This is a genomic window from Tistlia consotensis USBA 355 (assembly GCF_900177295.1).
Lineage (GTDB): Bacteria > Pseudomonadota > Alphaproteobacteria > Kiloniellales > DSM-21159 > Tistlia > Tistlia consotensis.
This window is the reverse complement of the sequence record NZ_FWZX01000029.1, coordinates 40077-61740: the sequence shown is the minus strand read 5'-3', so window position 1 is coordinate 61740 and position 21664 is coordinate 40077. Positions and strand designations below refer to the sequence as shown.

19 protein-coding genes are annotated in these 21664 nt (G+C 72.7%); 9 read left to right on the top strand and 10 right to left on the bottom strand.

Annotated elements, in window-relative coordinates:
* The first annotated feature begins 2 nt into the window (after positions 1-2).
* The 5 genes from lpxD to lpxB are packed head-to-tail and all read left to right on the top strand — an operon-like array spanning position 3 to position 4349.
* A complete protein-coding gene (gene lpxD / locus B9O00_RS25555) occupies positions 3-1034 on the top strand; it encodes a UDP-3-O-(3-hydroxymyristoyl)glucosamine N-acyltransferase (RefSeq protein WP_085125554.1) in 1032 nt (343 codons plus the stop codon).
* Positions 1031-1516, top strand: coding sequence for a 3-hydroxyacyl-ACP dehydratase FabZ (gene fabZ, locus B9O00_RS25550; protein WP_085125553.1), 486 nt, complete (start codon positions 1031-1033; stop codon positions 1514-1516). Before lpxD ends, fabZ begins: the two co-directional genes overlap by 4 nt.
* On the top strand, positions 1516-2319 hold the full coding sequence (gene lpxA, locus B9O00_RS25545; protein ID WP_085125552.1) for an acyl-ACP--UDP-N-acetylglucosamine O-acyltransferase: 804 nt from the start codon (positions 1516-1518) through the stop codon (positions 2317-2319). The genes fabZ and lpxA overlap by 1 nt, the downstream gene beginning before the upstream one ends.
* Positions 2306-3163, top strand: coding sequence for an LpxI family protein (locus B9O00_RS25540; protein WP_085125579.1), 858 nt, complete (start codon positions 2306-2308; stop codon positions 3161-3163). Before lpxA ends, B9O00_RS25540 begins: the two co-directional genes overlap by 14 nt.
* Positions 3153-4349, top strand: coding sequence for a lipid-A-disaccharide synthase (gene lpxB / locus B9O00_RS25535; RefSeq protein ID WP_235017196.1), 1197 nt, complete (start codon positions 3153-3155; stop codon positions 4347-4349). The genes B9O00_RS25540 and lpxB overlap by 11 nt, the downstream gene beginning before the upstream one ends.
* Here lpxB and B9O00_RS25530 read toward each other — a convergent pair.
* From B9O00_RS25530 to B9O00_RS25495, 8 genes are all read right to left on the bottom strand, one after another.
* Complete coding sequence (locus B9O00_RS25530) at positions 4346-5023, bottom strand: hypothetical protein (RefSeq protein ID WP_085125550.1); 678 nt, start codon at positions 5021-5023, stop codon at positions 4346-4348. The genes lpxB and B9O00_RS25530 overlap by 4 nt on opposite strands.
* Before the next feature lie 206 nt (positions 5024-5229).
* Positions 5230-6207 (bottom strand): amidohydrolase family protein, encoded by a 978-nt coding sequence (locus B9O00_RS25525; protein ID WP_159460331.1) that lies wholly within the window; start codon positions 6205-6207, stop codon positions 5230-5232.
* A complete protein-coding gene (locus B9O00_RS25520) occupies positions 6204-7634 on the bottom strand; it encodes an aldehyde dehydrogenase family protein (protein WP_085125548.1) in 1431 nt (476 codons plus the stop codon). Before B9O00_RS25520 ends, B9O00_RS25525 begins: the two co-directional genes overlap by 4 nt.
* A gap of 44 nt (positions 7635-7678) precedes the next feature.
* Complete coding sequence (locus B9O00_RS25515; RefSeq protein WP_085125547.1) at positions 7679-8647, bottom strand: dipeptidase; 969 nt, start codon at positions 8645-8647, stop codon at positions 7679-7681.
* Between the two features lie 33 nt (positions 8648-8680).
* Complete coding sequence (locus B9O00_RS25510) at positions 8681-10333, bottom strand: phytoene desaturase family protein (protein ID WP_085125546.1); 1653 nt, start codon at positions 10331-10333, stop codon at positions 8681-8683.
* Entirely contained in the window at positions 10330-11343 is a 1014-nt protein-coding gene (locus tag B9O00_RS25505; protein WP_085125545.1) for an ABC transporter substrate-binding protein, read from the bottom strand. Before B9O00_RS25505 ends, B9O00_RS25510 begins: the two co-directional genes overlap by 4 nt.
* A gap of 18 nt (positions 11344-11361) precedes the next feature.
* Entirely contained in the window at positions 11362-12225 is an 864-nt protein-coding gene (locus B9O00_RS25500) for an ABC transporter permease (protein ID WP_085125544.1), read from the bottom strand.
* Complete coding sequence (locus tag B9O00_RS25495; RefSeq protein WP_085125543.1) at positions 12222-13049, bottom strand: ABC transporter ATP-binding protein; 828 nt, start codon at positions 13047-13049, stop codon at positions 12222-12224. Before B9O00_RS25495 ends, B9O00_RS25500 begins: the two co-directional genes overlap by 4 nt.
* A 125-nt stretch (positions 13050-13174) precedes the next feature.
* Between B9O00_RS25495 and B9O00_RS25490 the strand changes: the two genes are divergently transcribed.
* A complete protein-coding gene (locus B9O00_RS25490; RefSeq protein ID WP_085125542.1) occupies positions 13175-14185 on the top strand; it encodes a LacI family DNA-binding transcriptional regulator in 1011 nt (336 codons plus the stop codon).
* A gap of 9 nt (positions 14186-14194) precedes the next feature.
* Here B9O00_RS25490 and B9O00_RS25485 read toward each other — a convergent pair whose 3' ends face one another.
* A complete protein-coding gene (locus tag B9O00_RS25485) occupies positions 14195-15091 on the bottom strand; it encodes a cytochrome c (protein ID WP_085125541.1) in 897 nt (298 codons plus the stop codon).
* Positions 15092-15097: 6 nt separating this feature from the next.
* A complete protein-coding gene (locus tag B9O00_RS33185) occupies positions 15098-15556 on the bottom strand; it encodes a c-type cytochrome (protein ID WP_159460330.1) in 459 nt (152 codons plus the stop codon).
* Between the two features lie 225 nt (positions 15557-15781).
* On the opposite strand from B9O00_RS33185, the gene B9O00_RS25475 reads away from it, so the two are divergent.
* From B9O00_RS25475 to asnB, 3 genes are all read left to right on the top strand, one after another.
* The gene (locus B9O00_RS25475) at positions 15782-17041 is read left to right on the top strand and encodes a virulence factor family protein (protein WP_159460329.1); all 1260 of its coding nucleotides are present in this window, start codon (positions 15782-15784) and stop codon (positions 17039-17041) included.
* Positions 17042-17128: 87 nt separating this feature from the next.
* On the top strand, positions 17129-19696 hold the full coding sequence (gene mprF / locus B9O00_RS25470; RefSeq protein WP_159460328.1) for a bifunctional lysylphosphatidylglycerol flippase/synthetase MprF: 2568 nt from the start codon (positions 17129-17131) through the stop codon (positions 19694-19696).
* Between the two features lie 207 nt (positions 19697-19903).
* A complete protein-coding gene (asnB, locus tag B9O00_RS25465) occupies positions 19904-21649 on the top strand; it encodes an asparagine synthase (glutamine-hydrolyzing) (RefSeq protein ID WP_085125537.1) in 1746 nt (581 codons plus the stop codon).
* Positions 21650-21664 lie beyond the last annotated feature (15 nt).

Below are 21664 nucleotides of genomic sequence, written 5' to 3'. Positions count from 1 at the left end.
AGATGGCCGATCCCCGTTTCTTCCGGCGCGGCGAGCCCCTGCCGCTCGGCCGGATCGCCGAGATCGCCGGTGCGACGCTGGCGCCGGCGGGCGCCGACGCCGGGCGCCTGTTCAAGGACGTGGCGCCGCTCGACTCGGCCGGGAGCGACGATGTCGCCTTCCTGGACAACAAGCTCTACCTGCCGGCCTTCTCGGCCAGCGCGGCCGGCGCCTGCATCGTCGCGCCCGAGCATGCCGCCAAGGCGCCCGACGGCATGACCCTGCTGCTCACCGAGCAGCCCTACACCGCCTATGCCCGGGTCGCGTCGGCCTTCTATCCCGACCCGCCGAGGCCGGCCGGAGTGCACCCGACGGCGCTGGTCGATCCCGAGGCGACGCTCGGCGAGGGGGTCTACGTCGGGCCCTTCGTCGTCGTCGGGCCCGGCGCCGAGCTCGGCGCCGGCGTCGTGGTCCACAGCCACTGCTCGATCGGCCGCGGCGTCGTCGTCGGCGCCGGCACCGAGATCATGGGCCACGTCTCGCTCAGCCACTGCCTGATCGGCCGCAACTGCCTGATCCATGCCGGCGCGCGCATCGGCAACCGCGGCTTCGGATTCGCCCTCGATCCGAACGGCTACGTCGACGTGCCCCAGCTCGGCCGCGTCGTCGTCGAGGACGGCGTGGAGATCGGCGCCAACGTCACGATCGACCGCGGCGCCGGCCCGGACACCTACATCGGCGCCGGCTCGAAGATCGACAATCTGGTGCAGCTCGGCCATAACGTTCGCCTCGGTCGCGGTTGCGTCCTGGTCGCACAATCGGGGATCGCGGGCTCGACGAAGCTCGAGGACTTCGTGATGATCGCGGCACAGGGCGGGGTCGGGGGGCACCTGACCATGCACAAGGGATCGCGTCTGGCCGCGAAGAGCGGCCTGATGCACGACGTGCCCGCTGGCGAGACCGTCGGCGGCTTGCCTGCCATGCCGCTGAGAGACTATTTCCGTCTGGTTGCCATGTGGCGGCGCCAGTTGAAGGAAGCGGGCAAGAAGAAATGAACGAGTCCAGCGCACCCCTGTCCGAGACCGCCGGCAAGGAGCTCGGTGCCGCCGACATCCTCGGGATCATGCGGATGATCCCGCACCGCTATCCCTTCCTGATGATCGACCGGGTCGTCGAGATCGAGCTCGACGTGCGCGCCGTCGGCATCAAGAACGTCTCGATCAACGAGCCGCATTTCCAGGGCCATTTCCCGCGCCAGCCGGTGATGCCGGGCGTGCTGATCGTCGAATCGATGGCCCAGACCGCCGCCGTGCTGGTCGTCGAGACGCTGGAGGGGGCCGCCGCCGGCAAGCTGGTCTATTTCATGTCGGTCGACGAGGCGCGCTTCCGCAAGCCGATCTTCCCGGGCGACCAGGTCCGGGTCGAGGTGTCGAAGCTGAAGAATCGCGGGCCGGTCTGGAAGTTCCGCGGCGAGGCCAAGGTCGACGGCAGGCTGATGGCCGAGGCGGTCTTCACGGCCATGATCATGGACGACTGATGACGGCTATCCATCCCACCGCGATCGTCGAAGCGGGGGCCAGGCTGGGAGAGGGGGTCGAGATCGGCCCCTTCTGTCTGGTCGGCCCCGAGGTCGAGCTCGGCGACCGGGTCAAGCTGTACAGCCACGTCGTCGTGACCGGCCATACCTCGGTCGGTGCCGGCACGCGGATCTTTCCTTTCGCCTCGATCGGCCATCCGCCCCAGGACCTGAAGTATGCGGGCGAGGCCTCGCGCCTGGAGATCGGCCGCGACAATATCGTCCGCGAGCAGGTCACGATGAACCCGGGCACCGAGGGCGGTGGCCTGCTGACCAAGGTCGGCGACGGCTGCCTGTTCATGGTCGGCGCCCACGTCGCCCACGACTGCCGGGTCGGCGACCGGGTGATCCTGGCCAACAACGCGACCCTGGCCGGCCACGTCCAGGTCGGCGACCAGGCGATCGTCGGCGGCCTCTCGGCGATCCACCAGTTCGTGCGCATCGGCGCCCATGCCATGATCGGCGGCATGTCCGGCATCGAGCACGACGTCATTCCCTACGGCCTGGCCATGGGCGACCGGGCGCGCCTGTCCGGCCTCAACCTGGTCGGCCTCAAGCGCCGCGGCTACAGCCGGGCCGAGATCCAGGGCCTGATGGCGGCCTACGAGCGGCTGTTCGACGGCGAGGGCACCCTGGTCGAGCGTGTCGCCCGGGTCGCCGAGAGCTACAACGCCTTCGACACGGTGCGCGACCTCGTCGCCTTCGTGCAGGCCGACTCCTCGCGTGCGCTCTGCCAGCCGCGCGCCGGCCATGGCGGCCGCTGAGGCCGGCAGCGCGCCGCGCACCCTGGGCATCATCGCCGGTGCCGGACCGGTGCCGCGCCGGCTGATCGCGGCCTGCCGCGAGGACGGCCGCGGCGTCTGCGTCGTCGCCTTCGAGGGCCAGACCGACCCCGAGACGGTCGCGGGCGTGGCGCACCTCTGGACCCGCCTGGGCGCGGCCGGCGAGATCCTCGATTTCCTGCGCGCCCAGGGCGCCGGCGAGCTGGTGCTGGCCGGGCCGATCAGGCGGCCGAGCCTGGGCGAGGTGCGGCCCGACTGGCGCGCCGCCAGGTTCTTCGCGCGGATCGGCAAGCGCGCCTTCTCCGACGACGGCCTGCTCGGCTCGATCGTCCGGGCGCTCGAGGAGGAGGAGGGCTTCCGGGTCGTCGGCATCGACCAGGTGCTGGGCGGCGGGACGCTGCCGCCGGGGCCGCTCGGCCGGCACCGCCCCGACGCCCAGGCCGAGGCCGACATCCGCCGCGGCATCGAGGTCGCGGCCGCGGTCGGCCGGCTCGACATCGGCCAGGCCGTGGTCGTGCAGCAGGGCAGCGTGCTCGGCATCGAGGCGATCGAGGGCACCGACGCCCTGCTCGCGCGCTGCGCCGGCCTGCGCCTCGCCGGTCCGGGCGGCGTGCTGGTCAAGCTGAAGAAGCCGCAGCAGGAGCGCCGGGTCGACCTGCCGACCGTCGGGCTGGCCACGATCGAAGGCGCGCGCGCGGCCGGCCTGCGCGGGATCGCGCTGGACGCCGGCGGCACGCTGATCGTCGACCGGCGGGAGACGGTGGCGGCCGCCGATGCCGCCGGGCTGTTCCTGGTCGCGGTCGAGGGATCGTCCGGTGGCCGCTAGGCCGCCCGGCGGCCCGATCTTCCTGGTCGCCGGCGAACCCTCGGGCGACCAGCTCGGCGGCCGCCTGATGGCGGCGCTCAAGCGGCAGGCCCGGGCGCAGGGCGGCCGCGAGCTGCGGTTCCTCGGGGTCGGCGGCGAGCGCATGGCCGGGGAGGGGCTGGAGAGCCTGTTCGCGATGAGCGAGCTGTCGGTCATGGGCCTCACCGAGGTGCTGCCGCACCTGCGCCGCATCCTCGCGCGGATGCGCGAGACCGAGGCCGCGGCGCGGCAGGCCCGTCCCGCGGTCTTCGTCTCGATCGACAGCCCCGGCTTCTCGCTGCGCGTGGCCAGGCACCTGGCCGGGCAGCCCGGGGGCAGCGGCTTTCCCCTGGTGCACTACGTGGCGCCCTCGGTCTGGGCCTGGAAGCCCTGGCGCGCCGCGAGGATCGCGCGCTACCTCGACCACCTGCTCTGCCTGCTGCCCTTCGAGCCGCCCTACTTCGAGCGCCACGGCCTGCCGGCGAGCTTCGTCGGCCATCCGGCGATCGAGGCCCTGGCCGAGGCCGGGGACGGCCCCGGCTTCCGCGCGCGCCACGGCCTGCCGGCCGAGGGCCCGCTGCTCTGCGTGCTGCCGGGCAGCCGGATGGGCGAGGTGAGCCGCCTGCTGCCGCTGTTCGGCGCGACGCTGGGGCACCTGGCCCGGTCGCACCCGGCGCTCAGGGTCGTCGTGCCGACCGTGGCGGGCGTCGCCGCGGCGGTGCGCGCCGGCACGGCGGCCTGGCCGCTGCCGGCCCTGGTCGTCGAGGGCGCAGCAGAGAAATACGGCGCCTTCGCCGCCTCGCGCGCGGCCCTGGCGGCCTCCGGCACCGTCGCGGTCGAGCTCGCCGTCGCCGGGGTGCCGACGGTGATCGGCTACCGGGTCAGCCCGATCAGCGCCGCCATCGCCCGGCGCATGATCAAGGTGAAGTACGTCTCGATCCCCAACCTCGTGCTCGACCGGCCGGTCATGCCGGAGTTCCTGCAGGACGCCTGCACCCCGGAGCGCCTGGCCGGGGCCGTCGGGGATCTGCTGGACGACGGCCCGGCGCGCGCCGCCCAGGTCGCGGGTCTCGCCGAGGCGGTCGCTCTCCTGGCCGGCGCCGGCGCGGGCAGCCCGAGCGAGCAGGCCGCCCGGATCGTGCTGCGGGTCGCCGGCCTTTCCGGCTAGAGGTCGCCGGCGGCCAGCTGGTCCGGCGTCTCGGCGTCGCGGGCGAGCCAGGCGAGCAGGCTGAACTCGCCCTCCGGGCGCCGGGTCGTCGAGCGCTGCGGCGGCACCGCCGCCTTGCCCGGCGCCGACCAGTCCATCTCGACCGCGGCCCTGGCCGCGGCGCCCGCCTTGCCGCCAGGGGCCGGGCCGGCCGCCGCGCCGTGCAGGGCCTCGACCTGGCGGGCGACCCTGAGCTGCGCCTGGCGGGTCTGCAGGGAGAGCGCGCCGACCTCCGAGGCGACGACGGTCAGGCCGTCCTCGATCGGGCCGCCGCCGGGCGCCGCCGCCAGGGCGTCGGCCGCCAGGCGGTGCATCTGCTCGGTCGTGCGGTCGAACAGCGCCAGGACCTCGCCGATCTGGCTGGCCGTCGCGGTCAGCCGCTCGGCGAGCGGTGCGGCGCGGCGCGGCGCCGGTCGCGCGGCGAGCTCGCCGGCGACGACCCGGCAGGTGTCGCGCAGGGCCAGCGCGACCTGCCGCGTCTCCGCGGGATCCGCCCTGTCCGGGCGGCCGAGCGGCAGGGCCTCGCTCGCCTCGGGCCCGGCCGGGCGGCCGTTGAGCGCCCGGGCCAGGGCGACGACCAGTCGGCTGCCGACCTGCGGCGGGTAGGGCAGGGCGAAGGCGGCTTGGCTGTGCATCACGCATCCCCGAATGTCGTGGCTTGTTCGCTTCGTATTGCGACGCAAAAAGCCTGCAATTTCTTGTCTTAATGAAGAGTAAGCAGAACGATGAATATTCAACTTACCGGATAGACAAATAGAGACGAGTTTTATTCAAATCTGATCGGCGCCCGGAGGTCCTCCTGTCGCACTATCGACACGCGGGAGCAGGGCGGACTGCACGATCACCGCGGGAAGCGGGCGAGGAGCCGGCGCGGGTTCGTCTCGAACATTTGCCGGCGCAGGTCGGGGCTGCAGTCCGCGAGCTGCCGGTGCGGCTCGGGCAGGCCCATGGAGAAGGGCCAGTCCGAGCCGAAGTAGAGGTTATCCTCGCCGTGCGCGGCCGCGGCCAGGGCCAGCGTGGCCGGATCGTGGCAGATGCAGTCGACGGCGACCCGGCGGAACACCTGCCGGGGCCGCTCGGCGCCGGTGTCGGCGCCGGGCCGGCCGGTGACCTGGCCGCGCTCCAGGCGGCCGGCGACGGCGGCGGTCGCGCCGCCGCCGTGAGCCAGGCAGAGGGTCATGCGGCGGTGCCGGTCGAGGATGCCGGAGAGCGCGAGGTGCGCCGCGGCCAGGGCGGTCTCGACCGGGCTGCCCAGCAGGTTGTGCAGGTAGAAGGGCTCGTAGCGCGGATCGCAGCCCTTGCAGGGGTGCAGGAACAGGAAGGCCCCGGCCTCGTCGAGGGCCTGCCAGAGCGGGTCGTAGGCCGCGTCGGACAGGATCAGCTGCCGGTTCGCCGAGCCGGCCGGCATGGCGAAGCGCGGCAGGCCCCGGGCGATCCAGGCCTGCGCGGTCTCGGCGGCGAGGGCGGGGTGCTGGACCGGCAGGTGGACCAGCGGCGCCAGGCGGTCGGGGTGGCGTGCCGCGACCTCGGCCAGGCCCTCGTTGAGGCAGGCGATCCAGTGGGCCGCCGGCCCGGCCTCGAGCTCCAGCCGGTAGAGCGGAGGCGGCACCGAGATCCAGGCCCGCTCGACGGCGTTGCGGTCCATCCAGTCGAGCAGCGCCTCGACCCGGTAGACCGAGGGCGCGGCCAGCAGGTAGCCGTCGATCTCCAGCGCCGGGCCCGCGCCGCGCCAGGCGATGCCCTTGAGGCCCTCCGTCGCCGCCGGCGTCAGCGGCACCAGGTGGCAGTGCAGGTCGAGCAGGATCCGCTCCATGGTCATTCCGCTCCGTAGCCGACGATGGCCTTGGTCTCCAGGAACTCCGAAAGGCCGTGCTCGCCCCATTCCCGGCCGTTGCCGGACTGCTTGTAGCCGCCGAAGGGCGCGCCGCGGTCGACCGGCGGGTAGTTGATGTGCACGCTGCCGGCGCGCAGGGCCCGGGCGACCCCGCGGGCGCGCTCGAGGTCGGCGCCCTGGACATAGGCGTTGAGGCCGTAGGGCGTGTCGTTGGCGATCTCGATGGCCTGCTCGACGCTGTCGTAGGGCAGGATCACCAGGACCGGGCCGAAGATCTCCTCGCGGGCGATGTCCATGTCGTTGCGGACCGCGGCGAAGACCGTCGGGCGGGCGTACCAGCCGCGCTCCAGTCCCTCGGGGCGGCCGGTGCCGCCGGCGACCAGCCGGGCGCCCTCCTCGACGCCGCGCGCGATCAGCCGCTGCACCTTGTCGAACTGGGCCCGGCTGACCAGAGGGCCGAGCTGGGTCGCCTCCAGCTCCGGCGGGCCGACCCGGTAGCCCTCGGCGACCCGGGCGGCGATCGCGGCGACCTCCTCGTGCCGCTCGGCCGGCACCAGCATGCGCGTCGCGGCGCTGCAGGACTGGCCGCTGTTGCCGAAGCAGCGGGCGACGCCCAGGCTGACGGCGCGCTCCCAGTCCCCGAGGTCGGGCAGCAGGAGGTTCGGCGACTTGCCGCCGAGCTCCTGGGCGACCCGCTTGACGGTCGGCGCCGCCAGCTCGGCGACCCGGACCCCGGCGCGCGTCGAGCCGGTGAAGGAGACCATGTCGACCTCGGGGTGCGCGGCCAGCGCCTCGCCGACCGTCGGGCCGTCGCCGTTGACCAGGTTGAAGACCCCGGGCGGCACCCCGGCGTCGTGCAGGATCTCGGCGACGACGAGGGCGCTCAGCGGCGCGATCTCGCTCGGCTTCAGCACCATGGTGCAGCCGGCAGCGAGCGCCGGCGCGACCTTGCAGACGACCTGGTTGATCGGCCAGTTCCAGGGCGTGATCAGGCCGCAGACGCCGATCGCCTCGCGGGCCACCAGGGTGCTGCCGCGCCGGGTCTCGAAGGCGAAGTCCTGAAGCACGCGGATCATCTCGGCGAGGTTGTTCGGCCCGCTCGCGACCTGGGCCGAGGAGGCGACGGAGAGCGGCGCTCCCATCTCGCGCGACACCGTCAGCGCCAGCTCCTCGTGGCGCGCGGCGAAGCCGTCCTTGATCCGCTGCAGCAGCGCCAGCCGCTCCTGCCGCGAGGTGGCGGCGAAGGACGGGAAGGCGCGGCGGGCGGCGGCGACGGCGCGGTCGACGTCCTCGGCCTCGCCGAGGGCGACCTCGCAGATCGGCTCCTCGGTCGAGGGATCGACGACCGGCAGGCGGCGCCGGCCGGCCGGCACGACCCAGCGGCCGTCGATGTAGAATTCGCTGACATGCATGGGGACGGTTCCCGCAGTTCGGAGAAGAGGGCAGGGGCGCGGCGTCAGCCGCCGAAGACCTCGCGGTAGACGCGCAGCCAGTTGCCGGCGGTGATCTTGGCGACCTCCTCGGGCGAGAAGCCGACCTCGGCCAGCCCGCCGGGGATCAGGTTCAGGTTGCCGACCTCCTTGAACCAGTCGGCCGGCGGCACCTTGCCCGGCCGTGCCGCCGAGCCGGCGCCGTAGTCGATGCCGCGGGTCCAGCGGCCCTGGCGCATCCAGTCGTAGTCGGGCTTGGCGAAGTTGTGGCTGCGGTCGGTGCCGATCGCGACGTGGTCGATGCCGGCGATCTCGACGGTGCGCGCGACCATCTCGGCCCAGGCCTTCGGCGTGCTGCAGTAGTAGTCGCCGGTGATGTTGCGATAGGTCGCGCAGCCGATGACGCCGCCGTTGTCGGCCAGGGCCTTCAGCACGTCGTCGGTCTTGTTGCGCTTGTGGGCGAACAGCGAGTCGGCGTTGGCGTGGGTGATCGCCACCGGCTTCTTCGAGTGCTTGACCGCCTCCAGGGTCGAGCGGTTGCCGACGTGCGACAGGTCGACCAGCATGCCGGTCCGGTTCATCTCGTCGATGACCTCGCGGCCGAAGCGGGCGAGGCCGGAATCCTCGGTCTCGTAGCAGCTGCCGGCCAGTTCGTTCTGGTTGTTGTAGGTCAGCTGCACGACCCGGACGCCGAGCTCGGCGAAGAGCTCGACGAAGCGGATGCGGCCCTCGAAGAGGTTGGAGTTCTGGTAGCCGATCAGCAGCGCGGTGCGGTTGCTGGCGGCCGCCCGCTCGATGTCGGCGGCGGTCGTCGCGAGCACGACCAGGTCCTGGTTCTCGCGGATCAGCTCGCGCCAGCGCGCCAGCGCATCCAGCGATTCCATCGTGCCTTCCCAGAAGCCGGCGGTGATGGTCACGCAGGTGACCCCGCCGCGGCGCAGCTCCTCGAAGGTCTCGCGGGTGAAGTGGCCGCACTGCAGGCCGTCGATCAGCATGTCTCGTGGTTCCTTCGTGTGGGCGACCGGCGGTCAGCGCGGGCTGCGCAGCAGCTCGGCCAGCGGCGAGTCGGCGGACGCGAGGTCGGAGAGCACGGCCCTGGCCGCGTTGTGGCCGGCGATGCCCGAGACGTAGTTGCCCGGCCAGGTGCCATTGCCGCTGAGGTAGAGGCCGGGGGTCGGCGTGCGGTAGGCGTGCAGGCCGGCCATCGGCCGCATCCAGAAGCTGTTCCAGGGCATGGTGTCGCCGTGCGTGATGTTGGCCTCGACCAGGCCGTAGCGCTGCTCGAACTCGATCGGGTCGATGCAGCGGTAGTCGGTGATCAGGTCCGGCAGGGTCGGCATCCACTCGGCCAGCGCGGCGATCGCCCGCTTGGCCAGGACGTCGCGCTGCGTCGCCCAGCTGCCCTCGCGCAGGCGGTAGGGCGCGTTGCCGATGTTCAGGCTCAGCACCTGCTTGCCCTCGGGCGCCAGGCTCGGCGAGGAGAGCGAGGGGCAGAGGCCCCAGATCACCGGCTTGTCGGAGAGCCGCCCGAGCAGCATGTCGCTGTGCGCCTCCTCCAGGTAGTCGATGCTGGGGGCGATGCGGAACTGGGCGGTCGCCAGCAGCCGCGCTTCGGCCGCGTCGGCGGCCGCGGCGTAGCGCGGCACGCCGTCGAGCGCGAGCACGATCTTGAAGGCCCGGCCGCGCATCTGCTTGCGCTGCAGCTTGCCGCGCAGCGGCCCCCAGTCGGCGGCCTCGTCGAGCAGCGCGACCGTCGTCTTCGGATTGAGCGCCGAGATCACCAGCGGCGCGTCGATCTCCTCGCCGGCGGCGGTGACCACGCCGGCGATGCGGCCGTCGCGCACGCGCAGCAGCTCGACCCGCTCGCCGGTGCGGACCGCGCCGCCCTGCTGCTGCAGACTGGCGGTCATCGCCGCGATGATCGCGCCCATGCCACCGACCGGCAGTCCGGTCGAGCCGCGCAGCGGCAGGCGGCGCGGGTCGTAGTCGGCCTCGCTCTTGATCGAGGCCAGCGACAGCGGCCGCATCAGCAGGTTGAAGGGCGTGCCCGGGGTCGAGGGGGTGACCTGGCCGCCGACCACGGCGAGCGGCCCGATCAGCGCCTGGGTCTCGGGCGCCAGGCCGAACTCGTCCATCAGGTCGCGGGCGCTGCCGAGCAGGATCCGGCTGAAGGCCTCCTGGTCCTCCGGGCGGGTCAGGTTGCGGACCAGCTGCTGCAGGCTGGGCGGAGGCTCGAAGAGCGAGATGCCGAGCCGGTCGGCGAAGTCCTGGAGATAGGCGAAGAAGGCCTGGTAGCGCGCGGCCTCGCCGGCGGCGAAGGCCTCGATCTGGGCGTTGTTGCGCGCCGGGTCGCGCCAGCCGACGTAGAGCCGGCCGCCCTCCAGCGGCTGGACCAGCGTCGGGTCGGGGCGCACGAAGCGCAGGCCGAAGCGCTCCAGGCCCAGCTCCTCGACGATCTTCGGCTCCAGCGAGCCGGGCGAGTTGCTGATCGTCGAGAAGTAGCCGGGCATGAACTCGACCGTCGCGACCGGCCCGCCGAGGCGGTCGGCGGCCTCCAGCACGAGGACCTTCAGCCCTGCGCCCGCGAGGTAGCAGGCGGCGACCAGGCCGTTGTGGCCGCCGCCGACGACCAGGACGTCGGGGCGCTTCTGCGCCCCGACGCTTGTCGAACCAGGTTTCATTGAGGGACGAACTCGTTGCTGTAGTAGGTCGACGCCGGCTTGTCGGACTCGAGCAGCCCGACCTCGCGCAGCGTGTCGGTCAGCTTCTGCCACTCCTCGGCGCTCTGCTTGCCCCAGGTCGGATCGCTCGGCGGCGTCGAGAGCGCGAGCAGGGCATTGAAGTAGTTGACGCAGCGGCTCTGCTCGCCGGACAGGTGGACCGTCTCGGCCATGAAGGCGCAGGCCTTGGCCGGGTCGGCAGCGGCGTCCTGGAAGCCCTTCTTGGTCGCCGCCAGGAACTTCTTCACCGCGTCGGGATGCTTGGCCAGGAAGTCGTTGTTGACGCCGAAGCCGAAGCCGACCAGCGGCAGGCCGTAGTCGGAGAGGATCAGGGCCACCGGCTCCTGGCCGGTCGCCTTGACGTAGGAGGTGTAGGCCGGCGCGTCACCGCTGACGACGTCGATCTTGCCGCTCAGCAGGGCCGCCGTCTTGGCGTTGGCGTCGAGCGAGACGATGTCGAGGTCGGACGCCTTGAGGCCGGAGACCTTGGTGAAGATCTTGATGCTGAGGGCGTCGGAGCCGCCCGGCGTGCTGCCGATCTTCGGGCCGATCAGGGACTTCGGGCCGTCCAGCGCGACCTTGCCCTTGATGCCGACGAAGGAGGCGCCGGACTTGTGCTGGTAGATCCCGACCACGGTCATCGGGCCGCCCTTGCCGATCATCTGGGCGGCGTTGGTGATGTTGAGGTGGCCGATGTCGAACTGACCCTGGGAGACCAGCACAGCGGTGTTGGCCGAGCCGCGGCCCTGCTCGATGGTCACGTCCAGGCCGGCGTCCTTGTAGTAGCCCTTGTCCTGGGCGATCAGGAAGGGCGAGTGGTAGGGCAGCCAGGCCCAGTCCAGCACGACCCGGACCTTGGTCGCCTCGGCCCGGGCCGGGCTTCCGGCTGCGGCCGCCAGGGCGACCGCGACCGCGACCCCGCACAGCGATGCGAATGCGATGCGGGTAAGCGTGCTTCTCAACTGCCTCATCGTGTCCTCCTGTTCGAGCTATTTCTGGCCGGGCTTGAAGTCCCCGCGCTGGCTGGGATGCCAGGGCAGCAGCCGGCCTTCGACGTACTCGGCGGCGCGCCAGAGCAGCACGCCGAACACCGAGAACAGCGTCACCGCGGCGAAGGCGAGGGCGGTGTCCATGTCGCCGACGGCGCGGATCAGCAGGTGCCCGAGGCCCTGGTTCGAGGCGACGAACTCTCCGATCACCGCGCCGACCGGCGCCAGCGAGACCGAGAGCTTGACGCCCGACAGGATGATCGGCAGGGCCGAGGGGAACATGATCTTGCGCAGCACCTGCTGGCGGGTTGCGCCCATCGAGCGGACCAGCTGCAGGACGTCGGGGTCGGCCGACTTGAGGCCGGTGATCGTCGCGACCACGACCGGGAAGAAGGTGAAGGTGACGACGAAGAAGACCTCGCTCTGCACGCCGAAGCCGAACCAGATCAGGAACAGCGGCGCGATGACGACCTTGGGGATCGCGTGGATCACGACCAGCCAGGAAGTCAGCATCCGGTCGACCGTCGGCGACAGCGCGATGGCGGCGCCGGCCAGGATGCCGAGCGAGATCGCGATGGCGACGCCGATGGCGGCGGCCAGCACGGTCCAGCCGAGCTCGGTCAGCAGGTACTGCCACTCGCCGACCAGCTCGAGCACGACCTGGGAGGGCGGCGGCAGCACGTAGCTCGGCACGGCGAACCAGCGCACCAGGCCTTCCCAGAGACCGAGGCCGATGACCGCGCTGAGCAGCGGCGGGAAGAGGTTGGTGGCGGCCCGGCGCGTGCGCAGGCCGAGTCCGCCCGTCGCGGGCGCGCGCGGCTCGTCCAGACGGCCTTCGGGACGGCCTTCGGGCAGCGCCGTCATCCGACCAGGTCCCCCGTGCGCACGAACTGCTCGCGGATGCGCCGCACGATGGCGCTGAACTCCGGCGTCTCCCGCAGGCTGAGCCGGCGTGGCCGCGGGAAGTCGACGGCGATGTCGTCGAGCAGGGTGCCCGGCCGGCCGGACATCACCAGCACCCGGTCGGCGACGAAGACCGCCTCCAGGATCGAGTGGGTGATCAGCAGCGTGGTGACGTGCTCGGCCGACTGGACCTGCTGCAGCAGCACGTTCATCTGGTCGCGGGTCATGGCGTCGAGCGCGCTGAACGGCTCGTCGAGGAACATCAGGGTCGGGCTGGGCAGCAGGGCGCGGGCGATCGCGACGCGCTGGCGCATGCCGCCGGAGAGCTGCCAGGGATAGTGCCCGGCGAAGCGCTCGACGCCGAGCTCGGCCAGCAGCCCGGCGGCGCGGCGCCGGGCCGCCGCCGGCGCCAGGCCCTTGATCTCGGCGGGCAGCAGCACGTTGCCCAGGACGTCGCGCCAGTCGAGCAGCAGGTCGCGCTGGAACACGATGCCGAGGTCCTCGAGCGGGCCGGCGACCGGCCTGCCGCCGACCCGGATCGTGCCGGAGCTCGGGGCCTCCAGGCCGGCGATCAGCCGCATCAGGGTGCTCTTGCCGCAGCCGCTCGGCCCGACGACGCTGACCGCCTGGCCGGGAGCGAGGGTCACGGAGATCGGGCTGAGCGCCTGCACCGCGAGGGCGCCGGCGCCATAGACCTTGGTGACCCGCTCGAGCTCGATCGTCGTGCCCGGGCGGGACGGGGCGGGGCTGGCCGTTGGGCTGTGGTCGCGGTCCGGCTCGGTCATCGTTGGCCTGGGCGAATTTCGGAAACTCGGTCGGAAACTTGTGGTGGAAACGTTTTCATCGTGATGAAAACGATTACATCCTGTATCAGGACGCTAAGGAAGCAGCGAGGGACCTGTCAAGTTCGATGAAGAAAGCCTCTGGAATCCGCGACGTCGCGCGTCACGCCGGCGTCTCCTCGGCCACCGTCTCGCGCGTGCTGAGCGGCCAGGCGGCGGTCAGCGAGCAGACGCAGGCCCGGGTGCTGGCGGCGATCCAGGACCTCGGCTTCCAGCCGAACCACATGGCGCAGGGCCTGCGGCGCGGCCGCAGCACCACGGTCGCGCTGCTGGTCGGCGACATCGAGCAGGGCGTCTACGCCTCGCTGACCAAGCACATCCAGCCGGCCCTCGAAGGCCTCGGCCTCGACCTGCTGCTCTACAACCTGGGCCACAGCCAGGACCGGCTGCAGAACATCCTGGCGCGTACCGAGGCGATGCGGCTGCACGGCATCATCGTCGCCGCCAGCGACCTGCTGAGCACGCCGAACATCCAGAGCCTGGCGGCCAAGGTGCAGGAGCAGGGGCTGCCGGTGATCGCGGTCGGCCTGTCGCTGCAGGCCCACGGCATCCCCTCGATCGTCTACGACGACCGCGGGGCGATCCGGCGCTCCGTCTCGTTCATGCTGGAGAGCTACGGCGGCCCGGTCGCCTATCTCGGCAGGATCCTCGGCTCCGCCTCGGGCACCGAGCGCTTCGCCGGCTACCAGGACGCCCTGGCGGCGCGCGGCCTGGCGGTCGATCCCCGGCTGGTCTGGGATTCGGCCTACCGCTACAAGGCCGGCTGGGACAGCGTCCAGGACGCGCTCGACCGCGGGCTGAGCTTTCGCGCCATCCAGGCCGGCAGCGACGAGATGGCGCTCGGCGCGATGGCGGCGCTGCAGGCGCGGGGCCTCCGGATTCCCGAGGACGTCGCGGTCACGGGCATCGGCGACATCGAGGCCTCGGCCTATCTCTGCCCCGCGCTGACGACCCATGCGGCCTTCCCGGCGGCGGTCGCCGAGACGATCGCCGCGCTGCTGGAGGACCATCGCCGGCGCAAGCCGCTGGCGCCGGTGACGACGCTCGAGCGCTCGTTCGTGCGCCGGGCCTCGGCCTGAAGCGGGACGCTAGTCCGACTGCTTCGGCGTGACGCTCAGCAGGTAGTCGGCGATCGCCGCGCGGTCGCCGTCGGTCAGCTTGCTGGTCGAGTCCTCGATGACCGCGCCCATGGCGCCGCCGGCGACGTCGCCGTTGGGCAGGAAGCCGGTCTGCAGGAAGAAGGTGATGTCCTTGGCGCTCCAGTCGCCGATGCCGCTGCGCGGGTCGGGCGTGATGTTCGGCACCTTCTTGCCGTCCGGGCCGTCGGCGGTGCCGGCCAGGAAGCGCGAGGCCTCCATGGCGCCGGCGAAGTCGCGCGGCGTGTGGCACTCGCCGCAATGGCCGAGATCGTGGACCAGATAGTCGCCGCGGTTCCAGGACTCGCTCTTCGCCGGATCCGGCCGGAAGGGCTTGGGGTCGAAATAGACGAGGCGCCAGAGCCAGAGCCCCCAGCGCAGGTCGTAGGGGAAGCGGAGCTCGTGCGCCGGCACCGCGTTGCGCACCGGCGGCAGGCTCTTCAGGTAGGCGAAGAGGTCCCTGGCGTCCGCGTCGGTCATGCCGGAATAGGAGACGTAGGGGAAGGCGGGGTAGAGCGGGCTGCCGTCGCGCCCGATGCCCTGCTTCAGGGCGCGCAGGAAGTCGGCCTCGCTCCAGCTGCCGAGGCCGGTCTCCGGATCGGGCGTCAGGTTCGGCGTATGGAAGGTGCCGAAGGGCGTCTTCAGGGCGCGGCCGCCGGCCAGCGGCGCCGACCCGTCGGCCGCTGCGGTGTGGCAGGTCACGCAGCCGCCGGCATGGACCAGATAGGCGCCGCGCGCGACGGCATCGGTGCTGGCCGGATTCGCGCCGGCGGCGTCGACATGGGCCGGCCAGGCGGCGGCCGCTGCCAGCAGGACCGCGGCCAGCCCCCGGCGGCTGAAGAGCCTCATGCCGGCCTATTGCTGCTTGGCGCGGAAGTGCTCGTGGCAGTTGCCGCAGGAGCCGCCGAGCTCCTTGAAGGCGGCGAGGATCTTCGCCTTGTCGCCGGTCTTGGCGGCGGCCGGGAAGGCGGCGGCGGCGGCCTCGAACTTCTCGACCGCCTTCTTGAAGTCGTCGGGCTTGTCCCAGATCGCCGGCAGGGCGTTGGTCTTGGCGTAGTCCAGCGGACCGGAGTTCTCCGGGAAGATGTCGCGGACCAGCGGCGCGGTCACCGCGATGGCCTCGGCGTTGGCCTGGATCTGGTCGTAGGAGACCTGCTGCTTGACGATGGAGGCGATCGCCCCGGTGTGGCCGCCGAGGGCGTCCATGATCTTCTGGCGGTACTCCACGAGGTCCTTCGGCGAGTCGGCCGCGATGGCGGCCCCCGAAGCGGTCAGCAGCAGCGCGCTGAGCAGCGCGAGGGACAGGCGTCGCATCGTCCGGATCTCCTCCCGTTGGTTAAGGCGCGGAGACGGTACCATGGGCTCCGCCGCGCCCCGGACTGACGATTCTGTGAGCGGGCGCAGGAATCGGCAAGGGGGCCTGCCTGCGACGCTATCGCCCTCGCGCGGGCCCGGGCGAGGGTGGCAGTCTGCCCGGCGAGCTCTGCGGCGATCGCACCATCCCGGTTGACCGACGACGCAGCCTTCCGGTCGACCCGATTGCGCGATCTTCTGCTGGCCTTCCTGGCGACGGCCTTCCTGCTCCCTCTGCCCGCGGCGGCGGCGCCGTCCCGGGACAGCGACGGCCGCCTGGCCGACCTGCGCCTCTACAACGAGGCGGCGGTCGACGACGGCCTGGTCTTCCTCTTCTCCGAGGGGGCCGGGTGGTCGGCCACGGACGAGGAGGATGCCCGGGCGGTTGCGGCGGCCGGCTATGCGGTGGTCGGCCTCGACGGCGCCGCGACCCTGGCGCGCGCCCAGGCCGCGGAGCAGGGCGAGTGCATCTACCTGGTCTCCGACATCGAGGCGCTCAGCAAGGCGCTGCGCCGCCGGGCCGGAGCCGCCAGCTACCATTCCCCGGTGCTCGCCGGGCGCGGGCTCGGCGGCCTGCTGGCCGAGGTCGCCCTGGCCCAGGCGCCGGCCGCGACCGTCGCCGGGGCGGCCGCGATCGCGCCGGACGCGGCGCTGCCCGGCCGGCTGCCGTTCTGTCCCGGCGCACGGGCCGAGCGCCGGGACGCCGGCTTCGGCTATGCGCTGCAGGCCGATCTCCCGGGCTGGCTCGATGCCCGGGCCGACGCGGGCGGCGGGCTGGTCGCGGCGATCCAAGAGGGTCAGGCCGGCCGGGACGGCGACGGGCCTCTGTCGGACCTGCCGCTGGTCGCGCTGCCCAGCCAGGGCCGGCCGCGCGCGCTCGCGGTGGTCTTCTCCGGCGACGGCGGCTGGCGCGACCTGGACAAGCAGATCGCCGAGATCCTCGCGAAGCGCGGCGTCGCCGCGGTCGGCTGGGACAGCCTGCGCTATTTCTGGAGCGAGAAGACGCCCGCGACGGTCGCGGCCGACCTGTCGCGCGTGCTGCGGCATTATCGCAAGGCCTGGGCGGTCGACCGGGTGCTGCTGATCGGCTATTCCTTCGGCGCCGACATTCTGCCCGCGGTGATCGCCGACCTGCCGGCGACCGATCGCTCGGCCGTCGTCCAGGTCTCGCTGCTCGGGCTCGGTCCCTCGGCCCACTTCAAGATCGAGGTCGAAGGGTGGCTCGGCATCGACGCCGCGGGGGGCAGCCCCATCGAACCGGCACTGGACCGGCTCGCCCCCGGCAGGGTCCAATGCTTCATGGGCCGGGAAGAAGAGGACAGCCTCTGTCGAAACAGGTATTTCGACAGCGCTGAGCGGATCGTGACCGACGGTGGCCACCATTTCGACGGCGATTACGAGGCCCTGGCGGCGCGCATTCTGGCAGGGCTCGACAAGCGGGGTTAGGGCTTGAGGGGCATTGCCGAGGATACCAGGGGCTCTGCCGACGCGGGGGGCGTCGCCGAGCCCGAGCCGACGGAGGTCGCAGCGGACGTGCCACCGTCCCTGCTGCAGCGCCTGCGTACCGTCCTGCCGTTCCTGATCGGGGCGGTCACGCTGGGCGCCGCGATCTGGCTGCTGCACGGCGTCTTCGCCCACTTCCGCTACCACCAGCTGGCCCGCGAGCTGGGCCGCATGAGCGCGCACCAGCTGACCTTCGCGACCGGGCTGTCGCTGCTCAGCTACTTCGCCCTGACCGGCTACGACTACTGGGGCCTGCGCCACATCGGCCAGGCCTTGCCCTACCGGCGGGTCGCCGCGGTCTCCTTCATCGCCCAGTCGGTCGCCCACTCGACCGGCTTCGCCGGGCTGATCGGCGGCGGCATCCGCTACCGGCTCTACGCCGCCGAGGGCCTGTCGCTGGCCGACGTGGTCAAGGTCCAGCTGTTCTTCGGCGTCACCTTCGGCCTCGGCCTCGGCACGATGATTGGCGGCGTGCTGGTCATCGAGCCGGGCATCGCCGCCGGCCTGGCCTCGCTCTCGGAGGGCGCCTGGCGCGCCATCGGCGGCGCCCTGCTGGCGGCCGTGCTGGCCTACCTGATCTGGAGCGACCGGACGCGCCGTGAGCTGAGGCTGTTCGGCCATAGCTTCCCGCCGACGCCGCTCGGCCTGACGACGATCCAGATCGTCCTGGCGATCGTCGACATCGGCGCCGCCGCCGGCTGCCTCTGGCTGCTGCTGCCGGCCGGCCTGCACGTCAGCTATCCCCTGCTGCTCGGAATCTTCGTGCTCTCGACCATCGCCGGCGTGATCAGCCACGTGCCCGGCGGCCTCGGGGTCTTCGACGGCGCCGTGCTGCTGCTGCTGTCGCCGGCCGACCAACAGCTGACCGCGGTGGTCGGCGCGCTGATCGCCTACCGCGGCGTCTACTACCTGCTGCCGCTGACCCTGGGCGGGCTGCTGCTGATGGTCTTCGAGCTGCGCCGCGCCTTCGGCCAGGCCCTGCTGCCGCTGGCCGACGCCGGCCGGCTGCTGAGCAGCCTGGCGCCGAGCGTGGCGGCGACCCTGGTCTTCGTCGCCGGCCTGGTGCTGCTGGCCTCGGGCGCGACCCCGGCGATCCACTCGCGGATGGCGGAGCTGGCGCGGCTGGTCCCGGAGGCCCTGATCGAGACCTCGCACCTGCTCGGCAGCCTGATCGGCGTCGGCCTGCTGATCCTGGCCCGCGGCCTGGCGCGGCGGCTGCGCCTGGCCTGGCGCCTGACCCTGGTGCTGCTGCCGGTCGGCGCGGCGGCCTCGCTGCTCAAGGGCTTCGACTGGGAAGAGGCGACGGTGCTGGCCCTCTTCCTGCTGCTGCTGGCGCCCTGCGGGCGGGAGTTCTACCGCCGGGCCTCGCTGCTCGACGAGCGCTTCGGCTGGCGCTGGACCCTGGCGGTCGTCGCCGGCCTGCTGGCGACCCTCTGGCTGCTGCTCTTCGCGTTCCGGCACATCGAGTACGCCGACCAGCTGTGGTGGCAGGTCGCGCTGCACGCCGACGCGCCGCGCGCGCTGCGGGCGACCCTGGCGGCGACGGTGGTGGCGCTGCTCTTCGCCGGCTGGCACCTGCTGCGGCCGTCCCGCGCCCTGCCGTCGCTGGCCGGCGCCGCGGAGCTGGCCGAGGCCGAGCGCATCGTGCGCGACTCGCCGAGCGCCGCCGCGCACCTGGCGCTGACCGGCGACAAGGCGCTGCTGTTCGACCGCGGCCGCCAGGCCTTCGTCATGTACGCCGTGCACGGACGCAGCTGGATCGCCATGGGGCCGCCGGTCGGCCCGCGCGAGCTCTGGCCGGAGCTGCTCTGGGATTTCCGCGACCTGGTCGACCGCAACGCCGGGCGCGCGGTCTTCTACGAGGTCTCGGCGCGCGACCTGCCGCCGCTGCTGGACCTCGGCCTGCATCCCAGCAAGTTCGGCGAGATCGCCTACATCGACCTCGCCGGCTTCAGCCTGGCCGGACGGCGCCGCGCGGACCTGCGCAACGCCCGCAGCCGGGCGGAACGCGAGGGCACGACCTTCGAGGTGCTCGAGGGCGAGCGGCTGGTCGCGGCGCTGCCCGAGCTCCGGCTCGTCTCCGACCAGTGGCTGGTGGAGCGCGGCACCCGCGAGAAGCGCTTCTCGCTCGGCTTCTTCGACGAGGGCTACCTCGCCCGCACGCCGGTCGCGGTGGCGCGCAACGAGGGCCGGATCGTCGCCTTCGCCAACCTCTGGCTCGCCGGCGGCCGTCAGCAGGTCTCGATCGACCTGATGCGCTACGGGTCGGCGGCGCCGAACTGCACCATGGACTTCCTGTTCGCCGAGATCCTGCTGTGGGCGCAGCAGCAGGGCTATCGCCGCTTCAGCCTGGGCATGGCGGTGCTGAGCGGCCTGCCGGCGCACCGGCTGGCGCCGCTGTGGAGCCAGGTCGCCGGCTCGATCGCCCGGCATGGCGCGCGCTTCTACAACTTCGCCGGCCTGCGGGCCTACAAGGAGAAGTTCGATCCCGACTGGGAGTCGGTCTACGTGCTGACGCCGAGCCTCGGGCTGGCGCCGGCCCTGGCCGACGCCGCGGCGCTGATCGCCGGCGGCTGGAGCGGCCTGGCCAGGCGCTGACGCGGGCATCCGTTCACTTTACCGATTTGTAAAGTGGCTGCGCGGCTCCGGTAAGCTGCCGCGGCCGATAGTGCCGGTCCCGGCACGGCCCGCCGTGACGGGGCGTACCGGTCGCTCGCCCTGCCACGGTCCTCGACGTCGGTCCGCCGCCCGGCCCAAGGGTCCGGGAGCGCAACCCAGGACCGTGGCGACCGGGGTGCGCGCGGCATGTGCGGAGTGGCTGGCCTGTTCATGGCCGAGGGCAGGGCGGTTGACCGCCGGGTCCTGCAACGCATGACGGAGGCGCTGCATTCGCGCGGGCCCGACGCCGCGGACCTCTGGACCCAGGGGCCGGTCGGCCTCGGCCATGCCCGCCTGTCGATCGTCGACCTCGCCGGCGGCGCCCAGCCGATGTCCTCGGCGGCCGGTACGGTGATCAGCTACAACGGCGAGATCTACAACGCGCCCGAGCTGCGGGCGGCGCTGCCGGGCTACCGCTTCCGCACCCTCTGCGATACCGAGGTGATCCTGGCGGTCTACGAGACCTTCGGGCCGGAGGGGTTCGAGCGGCTGCGCGGCATGTTCGCCTTCGCGCTGCACGACCCCGTGCGCGACCTGCTGGTCCTGCATCGCGACCGCTTCGGCATCAAGCCGCTCTACCTTCTCGACCTTCCCCAGGGCGTCGCCTTCGCCTCCTCGCCCAAGGCCTTCGTGCAGGCCGGGCTGGCCGTCGCCCGGGTCGCCGACGGCCCGCTGCAGGACTGGCTGGCGCGCGGCTACTGCCTGGGCGAGGACGCGCTGCTCGCCGGCGTCCGGCGCGTCCTGCCCGGCGAGCTGGTGACGATCGCCGGCGGCCGCCGGGCCGAGAGCCGGCTGCCGGCCCTGGCCCTGCCGCGGCGGAGCCCGCCGCCGAGCCGGGCATCGGCCCTGGTGCAGCTCGACGAGGTCCTGCTGGACAGCGTCCGGCTGCACTGCCGGGCCGACGTGCCCTACGGCCTGTTCCTGTCGGGCGGCGTCGATTCCTCGGCGATCCTGGTCGCCCACGCCAAGCTCGGCCTGCCGCCGATCCAGTCCTTCACGATCGGCTTCGACGTCGGCCCGCGCGGGGGCAAGGGGGGGGATGCCGAGCCGGAGCGGGCGCGCCGCCTCGCCCAGCGCTTCGGCAGCGAGCACCAGGCGCTGACCTTCACCGAGGCCGACTGCTGGACCTATCTGCCGCGGGTCGCCGCCTACATGGAGGATCCGGTCGCCGACTATGCGGCCCTGCCGACCTGGAAGCTGGCCGAGACCGCCGCGCAGTCGCTCAAGGTCGTGCTGTGCGGTGAGGGCGGCGACGAGGTCTTCGCCGGCTACGGCCGCTATCGCCAGAGCTGGCTGCGCAGCTGGCTGCGGCGGCTGCGCGGCCGCGAGTCCTTCGCGCCGGTCCCGGAGCGCAGCGCCTTCCGTCCGGCCGGGGGCGGGCCCGGCCCGTCGCGCCTGGTCGCCCGGCAGCTCCGCGACCTCGCCGAGACGCTGCCGGCCAAGCTGCTGCTGCGCCTGGACAACTGCCTGATGGCGCACGGCCTGGAGGGGCGCACGCCCTTCCTCGACCGCGAGGTGCTGCAGTTCGGCCTGGGCCTGCCGGACCGGCTCCGGCTGTCCGGCGGGACCGGCAAGCTGCTGCTCAAGACCTGGCTGCAGCGCGAGGCGCCGGAGGCCGGTGCCTTCGACCGCAAGCGCGGCTTCACGGTGCCGGTCGCCCACTGGATGGAGCGCAGCGCCCGGCGCCTGGCCGGCCTGCTCGCCGACAACCGGGCGCTCCGGCTCCACCTGCCGGAGCTCGACGCCGGCCGGCTGTTCCGGGAGGCCCGGCGCGAGACGGCCGGCCTGCGCTGGCAGCTGCTGTTCTTCGCGGTCTGGCATGCCCTGCACATCGAGATGCCGGGCTGCCGCGACGCCGTGAACGTCGACACCTTCGCGCTGCTCGGGGGATAGTGCGCCCGGACGGAA

Excerpts from the sequence above, each read along its gene's own strand:
- B9O00_RS25515 (WP_085125547.1), bottom strand. The coding sequence starts at position 8,647 with ATGCTGATCGACGGCCTGCAGTGCGGCCACTTCACCCGCGAGACCTTC.
- B9O00_RS25485 (WP_085125541.1), bottom strand. The coding sequence starts at position 15,091 with ATGAGGCTCTTCAGCCGCCGGGGGCTGGCCGCGGTCCTGCTGGCAGCG.
- asnB (WP_085125537.1), top strand. The coding sequence starts at position 19,904 with ATGTGCGGAGTGGCTGGCCTGTTCATGGCCGAGGGCAGGGCGGTTGAC.
- B9O00_RS25505 (WP_085125545.1), bottom strand. The coding sequence starts at position 11,343 with ATGAGGCAGTTGAGAAGCACGCTTACCCGCATCGCATTCGCATCGCTG.
- B9O00_RS25540 (WP_085125579.1), top strand. The coding sequence starts at position 2,306 with ATGGCGGCCGCTGAGGCCGGCAGCGCGCCGCGCACCCTGGGCATCATC.
- B9O00_RS25500 (WP_085125544.1), bottom strand. The coding sequence starts at position 12,225 with ATGACGGCGCTGCCCGAAGGCCGTCCCGAAGGCCGTCTGGACGAGCCG.
- B9O00_RS33185 (WP_159460330.1), bottom strand. The coding sequence starts at position 15,556 with ATGCGACGCCTGTCCCTCGCGCTGCTCAGCGCGCTGCTGCTGACCGCT.
- B9O00_RS25530 (WP_085125550.1), bottom strand. The coding sequence starts at position 5,023 with ATGCACAGCCAAGCCGCCTTCGCCCTGCCCTACCCGCCGCAGGTCGGC.
- fabZ (WP_085125553.1), top strand. The coding sequence starts at position 1,031 with ATGAACGAGTCCAGCGCACCCCTGTCCGAGACCGCCGGCAAGGAGCTC.
- B9O00_RS25525 (WP_159460331.1), bottom strand. The coding sequence starts at position 6,207 with ATGACCATGGAGCGGATCCTGCTCGACCTGCACTGCCACCTGGTGCCG.
- B9O00_RS25520 (WP_085125548.1), bottom strand. The coding sequence starts at position 7,634 with ATGCATGTCAGCGAATTCTACATCGACGGCCGCTGGGTCGTGCCGGCC.
- lpxD (WP_085125554.1), top strand. The coding sequence starts at position 3 with ATGGCCGATCCCCGTTTCTTCCGGCGCGGCGAGCCCCTGCCGCTCGGC.
- lpxA (WP_085125552.1), top strand. The coding sequence starts at position 1,516 with ATGACGGCTATCCATCCCACCGCGATCGTCGAAGCGGGGGCCAGGCTG.
- B9O00_RS25495 (WP_085125543.1), bottom strand. The coding sequence starts at position 13,049 with ATGACCGAGCCGGACCGCGACCACAGCCCAACGGCCAGCCCCGCCCCG.
- B9O00_RS25510 (WP_085125546.1), bottom strand. The coding sequence starts at position 10,333 with ATGAAACCTGGTTCGACAAGCGTCGGGGCGCAGAAGCGCCCCGACGTC.
- B9O00_RS25490 (WP_085125542.1), top strand. The coding sequence starts at position 13,175 with ATGAAGAAAGCCTCTGGAATCCGCGACGTCGCGCGTCACGCCGGCGTC.